General features: G+C 43.1%; 9 protein-coding genes. 3 read left to right on the top strand and 6 right to left on the bottom strand.

Annotation, left to right across the window (positions count from 1 at the left end; all coding sequences use genetic code 11):
* The 4 genes from ACRRS0_RS08425 to phoB all read right to left on the bottom strand — a co-directional run bounded on the left by ACRRS0_RS08425 (position 1) and on the right by phoB (position 6084).
* Positions 1-876, bottom strand: coding sequence for a Dyp-type peroxidase (locus ACRRS0_RS08425; protein WP_432453653.1), 876 nt, complete (start codon positions 874-876; stop codon positions 1-3).
* Positions 877-2253: 1377 nt separating this feature from the next.
* On the bottom strand, positions 2254-3228 hold the full coding sequence (locus ACRRS0_RS08420) for a PstS family phosphate ABC transporter substrate-binding protein (RefSeq protein WP_432453654.1): 975 nt from the start codon (positions 3226-3228) through the stop codon (positions 2254-2256).
* 859 nt (positions 3229-4087) lie between these two features.
* A complete protein-coding gene (gene phoR, locus ACRRS0_RS08415) occupies positions 4088-5386 on the bottom strand; it encodes a phosphate regulon sensor histidine kinase PhoR (RefSeq protein ID WP_432453655.1) in 1299 nt (432 codons plus the stop codon).
* 5 nt (positions 5387-5391) lie between these two features.
* Positions 5392-6084, bottom strand: coding sequence for a phosphate regulon transcriptional regulator PhoB (gene phoB, locus ACRRS0_RS08410; protein WP_432453656.1), 693 nt, complete (start codon positions 6082-6084; stop codon positions 5392-5394).
* 318 nt (positions 6085-6402) lie between these two features.
* Between phoB and ACRRS0_RS08405 the strand changes: the two genes are divergently transcribed.
* The gene (locus tag ACRRS0_RS08405) at positions 6403-7284 is read left to right on the top strand and encodes an HAD-IIB family hydrolase (RefSeq protein ID WP_432453657.1); all 882 of its coding nucleotides are present in this window, start codon (positions 6403-6405) and stop codon (positions 7282-7284) included.
* Positions 7285-7286: 2 nt separating this feature from the next.
* The gene (locus ACRRS0_RS08400) at positions 7287-8498 is read left to right on the top strand and encodes a glycosyl transferase (RefSeq protein ID WP_432453658.1); all 1212 of its coding nucleotides are present in this window, start codon (positions 7287-7289) and stop codon (positions 8496-8498) included.
* Between the two features lie 74 nt (positions 8499-8572).
* Here the strand turns inward: ACRRS0_RS08400 and ACRRS0_RS08395 are convergent, their stop codons facing one another.
* The gene (locus ACRRS0_RS08395) at positions 8573-10294 is read right to left on the bottom strand and encodes a sugar phosphorylase (protein ID WP_432453659.1); all 1722 of its coding nucleotides are present in this window, start codon (positions 10292-10294) and stop codon (positions 8573-8575) included.
* Positions 10295-10724: 430 nt separating this feature from the next.
* Here ACRRS0_RS08395 and galU point away from each other — a divergent pair, with 430 nt between their 5' ends.
* Complete coding sequence (galU, locus tag ACRRS0_RS08390) at positions 10725-11549, top strand: UTP--glucose-1-phosphate uridylyltransferase GalU (protein ID WP_432453660.1); 825 nt, start codon at positions 10725-10727, stop codon at positions 11547-11549.
* A gap of 30 nt (positions 11550-11579) precedes the next feature.
* On the opposite strand, the gene ACRRS0_RS08385 is transcribed toward galU, so the two are convergent.
* Positions 11580-12059 (bottom strand): GNAT family N-acetyltransferase, encoded by a 480-nt coding sequence (locus ACRRS0_RS08385; RefSeq protein WP_432453661.1) that lies wholly within the window; start codon positions 12057-12059, stop codon positions 11580-11582.
* Positions 12060-12235 lie beyond the last annotated feature (176 nt).

Raw genomic sequence — 12235 nt, 5'->3', positions numbered from 1 at the left:
TTAGAGCTTTAAGATCCTTAAGTCGAGAACTTGTTCATCAACCGGTGGGCACCAATAATAGCTGGTAGTGAGTGGGCGACTAAACTGAAATAAGCCATCCTCGATACCGTCTTCGCAGCCCAACATCCGTTTAAGTTGTGCTTCAAAAGGATAAAAGCTATTGGCAAAGCAAATAAAATTAAGCCCACACTGCTGACCCTGTATCCAAGGGAGACTGCGGCGTAACATAAATGCTTCTGGAGTAAAGCTTTCTTGGGCTGTACGCCGAACATGAGCATAGCTTGGTGACTCAGGAAACTCGACATTATCATGCTTACGCCGGCCAATAATGTTGTCCTGATGCTCACTCGGTAGATGATGAAAGTGTTGTAGTTGATGTTGCCATTTTTGTACTGCAAGCATCGAGGAGCCTGCGATCCCCTTCTCTCCTGCTAAGGCAACAACATTCGGTGCCTGCTCTTGATCAGGGTTTTCGGTACCGTCTTCGTAACCGCTTAAGTCTCTTCCTCCATCATGGCGAAAGCCCTCCAACTGCTCATTAACCGCAAAAGTTGGTGTTAACACTGCCAGCCACTGGTTTACTCGTAACATCACTTGGCCTGGATCTTTGCCACTCACTCGCAGCCACAAATCATCTTGATTCGCAGGACTACTACGCCGTATTCCCTGAATACTAGCAACTGACTTCAAACCGGGAACATCTATATTTAGCAGTGCTAACAAAGGAGCACCTAGACCAACAAGGCTATCTTCCTTCGAATATACCTTGGCAATATTGCCCAGACAGGCTTTCAGCGACTGAGAGTCGACCAGGCTCAATCGCAAACAACTCGCATAACTAGGAATTGCTTCGAGAATTTGTGGTTGAATAGACAAAATGAATACTCTCATTAATAAAAAATTAGTGCATAGTATAAATAATTTATCAATGACGTTGTTTGATTCGGCTTAAAAATATGCGGTCTAGGAAGATAAAACAGAGGGAATATAAGCAGCTTAGGAGTAAAAATGGAAAATGCCCGATGCGTTTAAGCTATCAGGCATTTTAAAACATTTGACCCATGATTCAGTCTCGCTCAGTTGACTATCACTTCATCGCCTCAGGCGACAAGTTAAGTGCTAAGCCCACATGTTCAAATGTGAGGATTAACGGTGAATATTTTTTTCTTCCGTTGAGCTAAAACCATGGACTTTAGTGAAGTAGTAATTTGCGTATAAAGAACCAAAATAATCAAACATAATCTTTCTCCTAAATATTAATAAAGTGTGACCCAAGTCACAGTTAAAATATAATGTGATACAGATCACATTGCAAGAAGTATTTTGAATTTTTGGAAATAAAAATGTTGGGGGGAAGCATCAGCGATTATTTTGGATTACGCATAAAAAATGCCTAAAAAACCAAAGTGATTTAGGCATTCGGGCTAGCTTGACTCATTCCATTTATCTCTGCTGTTGTTTAAATTGTCCAAGGTATCCGAAACAAACAATAGTTAACAATGCTGAACCAATAATCGGACGATAGTACATAGCGTTACCTACAAAATTGCTTAACGGTGAATGTCCTTGCGAGTTTCGCAATAGTAGTTAAAGTCATCAGCTTTCGTAAAGTAATACGATGAATAAAGTACACCAAAATAATCAAACATGGTCTTTCTCCTCAGGATTTAAAATACCTAGTGATTTAAGCGTATTTGTGACTCAAGTCACAATAACAATCTATAGTGATCTGGGTCACACATCAAGTGACAATTTAGTTAATCTGTATATTCGCCAAGATCCTCGGCTGAGAAGGATTTCAAGCTTAGCCATTCAGTATTTTAAACGCTTTGGATCCAGTTCATCGCCGATCCAACTATCACTCATGGTCAAGCATCATGAGGAATAGCGACCATCTGAACTCAAGATACAGCTTGCGCCTTATGTTTCTTTCGAAGCTTAGATTTTCTTGCTAGCAAATGCTGTTATTTGCTCCTGACTTTGCGAGGAGTCTTAAATATGATGCGGCGGTGCTAAATACAAAGTTTGATGCTTACCCTGCAGCTAACGCTGATGGCTCCTCATGCAAGTTGATTGGTGCGGTGGTAAACCAAAGAGCAAGCGCTTAACAGAGCTATTGAACTGAGGGCTATCAGTCCTTGCCAAAATACATGAACGAGAACCAGTTACCCCGCTCAACTTAGTCATCAAAATGTTTGAAGGCCTAAACGTAAAAACCCCCGCCGAAGCGAGGGTCGCTTTAAGCTTTAATTATTAAAGCTTAATACCAACTTTTTCTAAATCAGATAACACAACTTTAGAAGGTAGTGGTACATAACCGTCTTTAGCAACAATCTGCTGTCCAGTTTTAGACAGAATCATTTTAAGGAACTCGCGCTCCATTGGGGCTAAAGGCTTGTTAGGGTGCTTGTTCACGTAAACGTATAAGAAACGAGACAATGGGTATTTACCAGTAGCTGCGTTGTCTAAGCTAGCGGCTATGTAATCAGTGCCTTTCTTAGCAAGTGCGACCGCTTTAACACCTGAAGTCTTGTAACCGATACCTGAATAACCAATGGCATTCAAAGATGAAGATACCGATTGAACCACAGAAGCAGAACCAGGTTGCTCGTTCACCGAGTTTTTGAAGTCACCTTTACATAAGGCTTTCTTCTTAAAGTAACCATAGGTACCCGACACTGAGTTACGACCAAATAATTGAATGTCTTTATCAGCCCACGAGCCATCTAGACCAACTTCGCCCCAGCGCTCAGCAGCACCATTTTCACCACATTTTAGGGTTGAAGAAAAAATAGCATCAACCTGCGCCAAACTTAAACCTTTAATCGGGTTATCTTTATGTACAAATACGGCGAGAGCATCGATTGCAACACGTACTTTAGTTGGCTTATAACCGTATTTCTTCTCAAACGCTTCAACTTCTTTGCTCTTCATTTGGCGACTCATCGGGCCAAACTGTGATGTACCTTCAGTCAGCGCAGGAGGAGCAGTAGAAGAACCCGCCGCTTGAATTTGTACATTTACATTTGGGTATTCACGCTTAAATTCTTCCGCCCATAGCGTCATCATGTTTGCTAAAGTATCAGAACCTACAGATGAAAGGTTACCAGAAATACCTGTCGTTTTATGGTATTCCGGAAGCGTGGCGTCCAGGCCAGCTGCAAGTACGCTAGTGGTTAACAACGAAGCAGAAATAGCTACTGCACTTACAAGTTTTTTCAATGTCATCTTTATCTCCATAAATGACGCGTTAAGTTATTTTCGTCATGTAGTATTGGTGAATTCGATGACGATTATATTTCGACTATGTGACATTTATATGTCAAAACAATTTTTTTATAAAATCCCCTGTTTAGCTATATTTAACGGGGTCTTAATCGTCATTCCGGCGGACTGATATCGGCAAATATCCATCAATAATGGAGATCGATTAGGCAATTTAAACACTAACCAACGGTCGGCCTTGCCCACAATCAAATCAGCATTCGCTAAATTAAAGAGGGATCTCACCACACACACAGACGCTGTTATCATCGCTAATGAACAACAACACGCTACAATATTTTGGTCACCAAATAGCAGGAATGAGTTTTCCGTTTTTGATACCACGTTCATCAACTGCAGCGCTGCCTTTAAAATTGAACTTTTGATGAAACATCAGAAAAACCTTGTTCGCTAAGCCATTACTCGCGAAAAAACTATAGACGGTCGAGGTTCAAATACCGGATGCCTGCGTAACGACCGCGCCCGTCTCGCTTTTCTTTTACTTTGTTCTACCAACTTCAACTCAAAATGGCGCCGTTCAAGTACATTAATAGCGTCATTTAATCTTTCACGGCTCTCACTGAAATGGTGTTTGAACAATTTTGGCTCCCAAGATTTAAACAGACCATCTATCTAAGGATCAGTTGACGATACGAATGACTTCGAATTTGGCTTAAGCAAGTCGCCAAACACAAGCCTGAGATGAAAAGAATAATAGGGAAATTACAAATATCTTAGCACTCGTTATCGATGCAAGCTGCGACAGCATCAGTCGCTTTTGGGGCTTACTAAGGCCGAACATACCGCTCGGCCGAATCAATAACTAAGACTTTATAAAGAGTTTTCGCGGAATAATGAAACTAAAAGAGCTCCCCTGATTTAATCGGCTCTTGATGTTAAGTTCGCTATCATGATGTTGCAATGCATGCTTTACGATGGATAAACCAAGGCCTGCTCCGCCGGTATCTCTGGAGCGAGCTTTATCTACCCGATAAAATCGTTCGGTAAGACGCTGCAGGTGTTTTGGTGCAATACCTGGCCCTGAATCCTTCACTAAAAACAAAGCCCCCTGAGGCACCAAAGACAAGCTTACCTCTACCCGTCCCGGTTCAGTACAGTACTTAATGGCATTACCAAGTAAATTACCACAGGCGCTACGTAACTGTTCGCGTTCTCCTTTAATCTTAATATTAGCTTCAATATTAAAATCAAAATCCAGCTGTTTATCCTTAGCGAGACCACTGGCATCCATTTCTAAATTACGGACCATTTCGGAAAAGTTAATCGGTTCAAGACTATCCTCAACCGAGGCCGATTCGATTTTAGCTAAAGTCAGCAATTGATTGACCAGATTTTCCATCCGAGCGCTTTGGTCCAGCATCGTATTACGAGCTTTCCCCCATATCATAGGATCAACCTGCTCTTGATCGAGCATTTCCAAGTAACCCCGTAACACGGTGAGCGGAGTACGCAACTCATGGCTCACGTTAGAAACAAAACGCTTACGCATTTTTTCTAATTGACGCAGTTGACTAACATCCCGAACCACCAGCAATAACTGCTGCTGACTATAGGGCATCGCCCGAAACTCTAACCATACACCAGCCTGCACTGGGCTCACGATTTCTAAGGGTTGCTTAAAGCGACCTTTACGCAAGTAATTCACGAAACTCGGTGTTCTCACCAAATTTGTTAAATGCTGGCCTGCATCGGCAGGCCACTTTAGACCCAACATTCCTTGCGCTAATTGATTACACCACAAGATGGCGCCATCTTGATTGATCACGACAATCGCATCTGGCAAAGCTTCGGCACCGAGACGAAAATACTTCATCAACTGAGCAAGTTCCCGCTCGCGGCCTAAACGTCGCTTCAGCATATTATAAATGCCGTGAAAAACAGGCTCCCAGCTCCCTGAGCCATGAGGCGGGGACAGCTTGCGCTGATTGTACAACCAATCAAGCAACTTATGCTGCTGGCTATACATCCATATAATATGGATCACCGCCGATAACAAACTCAGCTCAAGAATATACCCGGTGAGTATCCCCAAAACGAATAAAGGCGAGTACACCAACGCGACCCGCCACACTACTCGTTGCCAAGAAAAAGGCACAAACATTCGTATTATTTCACTCTAGTTGAAAAACGATACCCAGAACCTCGAACGGTTTGAATCAAACGATCATAGCCTTGTAGGCCTATAGCCTTACGTAAGCGACGAATATGCACATCAACCGTCCGATCTTCTACGTACACGTTAGTTCCCCACACATTATTTAGCAGTTGTTCTCTGCTATAAACACGCTCGGGGTGAGTCATAAAGAAGTGCAATAGCTTAAACTCTGTAGGCCCCATATCCAAGGGTTCATTTTCGACACTCACTCGATGTGAAACTGGATCTAAACGTAAACCTTGAACTTCAATGGTTTCTTCTAAAGATGTCGGTGAAATACGACGGATCACTGCCTTCACTCTCGCCATCAATTCCTTGGGAGAAAAAGGCTTGGTAAGATAGTCATCAGCGCCCGCTTCTAAACCTTGAACCTTATCTTCTTCTTCACCTTTCGCGGTTAACATAATCACGGGGATCTGGCGCGTTAAGTCATGGCGACGCATATGTTTAATAATAGAAATCCCACTACCACCGGGTAACATCCAGTCCAGTAATACCAGCTCTGGATAAGGTTCAGTTAACTGTGCTATCGCTTGCTCATAGTCCGCAGCTTCAATTGGCTCATAACCGTGTTGCTCTAATACAAAACAAAGCATTTCACGAATTGGAGCTTCATCTTCTACAACAAGTATCTTCCTTGGCATTACTTTTATCTCGATCTAAGAAACTGTGGCAATTATGCGACGTATTAATGACAGATTTATGACAGCAGTCAGTGTAAGTCAAACCACCCAACAAATATATATTCGCACCAATAAAGGGCTTCACCTAAATATTAGCAAAGCTTTGCACCAAAACAATGCAAAACAAATCTCAAGCTTCAGTGACTAAAGGGCATAATAAATCATGGTAAATTTATGATAATTAGAGATTTTATCTATTGACTAAGGTAGCACTTAGCGACTGTGGCATTGCTCCTGCTTCTAATAAATAAATGTATCATTCATCGATATTGAGGCCATATGCCGTATTTAGCCAAACAACTATCTCCAGCAGAGTTGCAAATTAATGCAAGCAACCTACTCGTGTTTACCGATTTAGATGGCACCTTACTCGACCACGATTCTTATAGCTTCGAACCCGCGCAGCCCAGCTTGAAACAACTCAAGCTACTGAACATTCCAGTGATTTTTAATACCAGTAAAACCTTAATGGAAGCCTTAGAACTTCAAAAGAAACTGGGAATTGAACAGCCCTTCGTGGTCGAAAATGGCTCTGCCATATGTATCCCTTCGCACAGCCCTTTACAAATTGATGACTTAAGTCCCCTCAATGTAGGCAAGCAACAATGGAATATTAAAATATTTGGCCCTAGCTACCCCGACATTTGCCAATACTTAAGCGTACTTCGCCAACGTTGCCAATTTCGCTTTCAGGGCTTTAATGATATGAATGCAGAAGAGGTACAACTACACACTGGTCTCAATAAATACGAGGCGCAACTGGCCAAGCAACGCATGGCCTCTGAACCGGTATTATGGAATGACAGCCCAGAGCAACTTGAATTATTTATAAAAAAATTGGAAGCACACAATTTAGCGGTGATCAAAGGAGGACGCTTTTTACATATCAAGGCTCGCCTAGACAAAGCCGACGCGATGCGCTGGTTAAATCAACATTACCAACAGTACTACCAACATCGTTTCTTTAATCTCGCGCTCGGTGACAGCGAAAACGATCGCAGTATGTTAGAACAAGCCGACTTGGCAGTGATAATTCCACGCAAACACGCCCCCGCCCTTTATATAGACCATCCTAACTGCAGTTTAGCCCCACACCCAGGGCCCTATGGTTGGCACAAAATGATACAACAAGTTTTACATTCTTTTTTAACTGGAGCATAACCATGGCTGATTTTTATCAAAACGGTATTGTAACGACCTTACACAACTTAACTGACCGCCCACTAGAAGAGCTAGAACAAGAGTTGATGGCTTTTTCCAAGGTTCGGCCAATGAGTCTGGTACTCCCCTCTTTGTTTTCTGAATTAGAGCGACCAGCCCTCGCCACGATTGTGGCAGAACTAGCGAAAGTACCCTACCTCAGCGAGATAATCATTGGCTTAGACTGCGCCACCGAAGAGCAATTTGCCTTTGCCAAGAACTATTTTGCTGAGCTGCCACAACATGTACGTATCCTTTGGAACGACGGCCCGCGCCTGCGAGCCCTCGACTCGCAACTAGCCGAACTCAACTTAGCTCCAAAAGAGGCCGGAAAGGGACGGAATGTATGGTATTGCTTTGGCTACGCCCTAGCGTCGGGTAAGAGTAAAGCGATTGGTTTGCACGACTGTGACATTATTACCTACGATCGAAGCATGCTCGCACGACTCATGTATCCGGTTGCCAACCCGCTATTTAACTACGAATTCTGTAAAGGTTTTTATGCGCGTCATGCCGATGGAAAATTAAATGGTCGCGTTGCGCGTTTGTTGGTCACGCCTTTATTGAAAGCGCTCAAAAAAATAGAAGGTTATGATGACTACTTAGAATATCTTGATAGCTTCCGTTACTCTCTGGCTGGAGAGTTCTCCATGCAATCAGATGTAATTAATGACATTCGTATTCCCTCCGACTGGGGTTTAGAAATTGGCGTATTATCGGAAGTCTTCCGTAATCATTCGACCAATCGCATTTGTCAGGTGGATATTGCCGATGTTTATGACCATAAGCACCAAGAACTCAGCATCGACAACCTAGATACGGGTCTTGCTAAGATGGCCACCGATATCAGTAAAGCGGTGATTAGAAAGCTCGCCACCCAAGGGCACACTTTTAGTCCTGGTAAGCTACGCACTTTAAAAGCGACTTATTATCGAATGGCCTTAGACTTTATCGAAAATTACCACAGCGATGCACTGATTAACGGTTTAACCCTTGACCGCCATGCTGAAGAAGACGCTGTAGAACTGTTTGCCAAGGCAATTATGGCAGCAGGAGAAACCTTCCTCGATAATCCCTCTGCGACACCATTCATCCCAAGTTGGAACCGTGTACAAAGCGCAGCTCCTGACTTTTTAGAACGCCTCTATGAAGCGGTTGAAGCAGACAACTGCTAAGCCGAATATCCAATTCTGAAATAAAAAACTCGGCATCAAGGCCGAGTTTTTTTATAAGGCGTAAACCAATATACTTAATCTGTCACTGGGCATAACCACAATACTTGATAAGGCTTCAGTTTATAGTCCACTAAGTTAAGCCGCTCTTCACTAAGTAAGTCTTCACATTCCCCTAAGTAGGCCTGTGGCAACTGAGCACAGTGATCAAGATGCTGCGGATATTTTGTGAGGTTAAAGACTGCTAATAGCGCTTCGTGTGACAAAGATACACCTCCATTTGGCGCTAAACCTCGTTGCAGCACAAATACAGCATCGCCACAATCATAAACGCGCTGAGCCGCTTGCGGGTTAAAGGCTGCGATCGACTTACGCAAAGCCAACAGATCGCGATAACGATGAAACACCTGAGCTTGCGCACTATGCCCTTGAGCTAATAAATCTTCAAACTCTTGACGCTGCCAACGATGACGATTAATCGAACGAGTGCGCCCAGTCTGCTCCACCAGTAAATGATCATTAGCGGTCGCCGTTAAGCTATGAATATAAATCCCCGGGATCCCTTGTAAACTTAACAACACCATCTGACTACATAAAAACCGCTCAACCTGCCACTGATCGGAGCCCGTACGAGTTCCCTGCAAGGCATCAAATAAAGAAATATTTAGTTCATAGGGATTTTGAGTGCCATCACCATTAGATTTCATGCTGACAAAACCACCAAAGTTGTGCACCGACTCCGCCAAATCGGAAATTTCATGTTTCGGAATAATCTGTTCCACCGCCCGAACACCGATACCGTCATGAGAGGCGACAAAATTAAAATAACTACAGCCTTCTGGCAATGCCGCTAAATCACGAGCCCACGCCGTTAAATAGTGTCCGTTACCACGATTTAAAGCGTGTAACAGTAAAGGGGGTAAAGCAAATTGATAGACCAGATGAGCCTCATCTCCGGCACCAAAATAACTAATATTCTCTTGGTGAGGGACGTTAGTTTCGGTGATTAAGACTAAGTTTGGATCGAGTTGTTGCATCACCCAACGTAGCAACTTAACAATCGCGTGGGTCTGCGGGAGGTGAATGCAATTAGTACCGAGTTGTTTCCAAACAAAAGCCACCGCATCCAAACGGATAAACCGCCCACCTTTATTTAAGTAGTAAATAAAAATATCGATAAAAGCTAATAGCACCTTTGGATTTGAAAAATCTAAATCAATTTGATCATCACTAAAGGTGGCCCAAACATGCTTTAAGCCTTTTCTAGTATAAACATCAACAATTAAAGGATTAGTGCGCGGCCGAGTCACTTCACTATAATCCAGCGAGGGATCAGACTCGATAAAATAATCTTTCCCTTCCCCCGAACCATTTACAAAATCATTAAACCAAAGGCTCTGTCTGGAACAGTGATTCATCACCAAATCAAACATCAACTCAAAGTCCTGATTGAGCGCCGCAACATCTTGCCAATCCCCCAGGCTATAGTTGACTTGATAATAATCAATCACCGAAAATCCATCGTCGGAGCTAAACGGAAAGAAAGGCAATATATGAACGGCGCTAATCAGTCCTTCTAAATAATCACCTAAAAACCGATGCAAACTTGACAAAGGTAATAGGCCTTCAGTCAACACACTGTCCCCATAACTGATCAAAATCAGATCTTGTTCCGACCATGATTGATAACGAGGAAAGGTGGATTTAGCCGCTTCTATCTTTAAGCCAATGTCATGGCCCAGCGACTCAGGTACAGAATCACCAAAAATTTGCTGTAATAGGTGTTCGAGTTTTTGCATAGACAGCCCTCAGTGATCAACATTGTACGTATTTGAATATAACTCTCCAAGTAACGTGCCAATCGTAAATAATCAATCCCGGTTAACTAAAACCGATGTAATACGTTGTTTCATATATAAAAAACAATCAATAAACAACCAACGACTATTAACATAAAAAATAATTATCTTTACTTAGTGCCCTTTGTCCCGTTTTAATGCATTATTTTGGTTCAGCCGATAAATATGCACTAAAGCAGTGCAATTGAATCATTGGAAGTCTCTGGCCAAACCAAGTGAATTCATATAAAACAATTCTAAAACAAACGCTTAACGAGCATGCGCAACGACACTGGCATCGCTCTTGCTGCGTTTACCTTAGATATTCAATAACACTAAGCTTAGGCTTGAAACGAGCCTCGTTGAAAGGATACAAGGAGTTGCTATGTCCATGATAAAGAAATGTCTATTTCCGGTAGCAGGCTATGGAACCCGCTTTTTACCGGCCACTAAATCAATGCCTAAAGAAATGCTTCCCATCGTTAACAAACCCCTGGTTCAATATGGCGTCGAAGAAGCCGTTGCTGCGGGTATGAGTGATATGGCATTTATCACAGGCCGAGGCAAGCGTGCCATCGCCGATCATTTCGACATCAGTTACGAGCTCGAAAATGAAATCGCCGGCACCAGTAAAGAAGCCTACCTCAAAGAAATTCGTCACCTAGTCGATAATGTTAATTGTACCTATACCCGCCAGAAAAAAATGATGGGCCTGGGACATGCCGTGTTATGTGGTGAGACTTTAATTGGTCAAGAACCTTTCGCCGTAGTGTTAGCCGATGATTTATGTTTTGGTGATGACGGTGGTGTTCTTGCGCAAATGGCAAAACTATATCAACAATTCCGCTGTTCGATTATCGCCGTTATGGAAGTACCAAAAGAAGAGGCCCATAAATATGGCGTGATCGAAGGCGAAGCCTTACGAGATGATTTATTTCGAGTGACGTCGATGGTCGAAAAACCACCATTGGGCGAGGAGCCATCCAATTTAGCGGTGATCGGTCGCTATATTCTCACCCCAGACATATTTCATTTATTACGCGATACCCCCGCCGGTAAAAATGGGGAAATTCAGTTAACCGACGCACTGTTAACTCAAGCCCAAAACGGCTGTGTCATGGCTTATAAATTTAAAGGTAAACGCTTTGATTGCGGCAGTGTCGAAGGTTTCGTTGACGCAACCAACTACTGCTTTGAAAATCTTTACGGCAAGTAAGTTCGGCAAAATGCGATCAAGCGCCAGGACTTAAGCCCTGGCGCTCATTTTAGGGTAAGCTCCAAATCCCATATGTACCAAGGGATAGCCAGTATAACGCTCGGACCGGTAACGCAATACTTGAAAACGATGCCGTAAATAGAACTGATAAGCCGCTACGTTGTCGACAAACAAATGTAACTGAAGATGCGAACGAAGACGTTTTGCCAACGCCAGTAACTGAGAGCCAATCCCTTTGCCCTGCCAATGCGGGCTGACAAACAAAGCAATCAACTGATGCTGTACCAAAACTAAAAAACCACACACCTGCTGAGACACTTCGGCCACCCACACTTCCGATTCGTATTGATACAAACGTTGTAAGGCCTCTTGCCGCTCCCACCAATATCTACTCGGCAAAAAGTCATGCGCTCGTAAACTTGCCGCCAGCCAAATATCACTAATCTCATCGCTGTCGGAGGTTTTGGCTTGGCGTAAGCTTAAAGTCGAAGCAAACTTGGAAAATGTCATTTAGGCATTCACAACTGAATAAGTGGATTTTGAGTATGGATAATCGTGCGCCATGCCGATGTGAGTCAGCTCCTATTTCATGTGCGAGATCTCGATTCAGATCACAAATCATTAACAAACTGTTCAAATCTGGATCCGCGACGACAACAAAATCAATCATTGCGTCTTGCAAGTCA

This window comes from Agarivorans sp. QJM3NY_29 (genome assembly GCF_050870835.2).
GTDB lineage: Bacteria > Pseudomonadota > Gammaproteobacteria > Enterobacterales > Celerinatantimonadaceae > Agarivorans.
Note: the sequence above shows the minus strand (reverse complement) of the source record. Positions and strands in the feature narration are given on the sequence as shown.

Excerpts from the sequence above, each read along its gene's own strand:
- ACRRS0_RS08420 (WP_432453654.1), bottom strand. The coding sequence starts at position 3,228 with ATGACATTGAAAAAACTTGTAAGTGCAGTAGCTATTTCTGCTTCGTTG.
- phoR (WP_432453655.1), bottom strand. The coding sequence starts at position 5,386 with ATGTTTGTGCCTTTTTCTTGGCAACGAGTAGTGTGGCGGGTCGCGTTG.
- phoB (WP_432453656.1), bottom strand. The coding sequence starts at position 6,084 with ATGCCAAGGAAGATACTTGTTGTAGAAGATGAAGCTCCAATTCGTGAA.
- ACRRS0_RS08405 (WP_432453657.1), top strand. The coding sequence starts at position 6,403 with ATGCCGTATTTAGCCAAACAACTATCTCCAGCAGAGTTGCAAATTAAT.
- ACRRS0_RS08400 (WP_432453658.1), top strand. The coding sequence starts at position 7,287 with ATGGCTGATTTTTATCAAAACGGTATTGTAACGACCTTACACAACTTA.
- ACRRS0_RS08395 (WP_432453659.1), bottom strand. The coding sequence starts at position 10,294 with ATGCAAAAACTCGAACACCTATTACAGCAAATTTTTGGTGATTCTGTA.
- galU (WP_432453660.1), top strand. The coding sequence starts at position 10,725 with ATGATAAAGAAATGTCTATTTCCGGTAGCAGGCTATGGAACCCGCTTT.
- ACRRS0_RS08385 (WP_432453661.1), bottom strand. The coding sequence starts at position 12,059 with ATGACATTTTCCAAGTTTGCTTCGACTTTAAGCTTACGCCAAGCCAAA.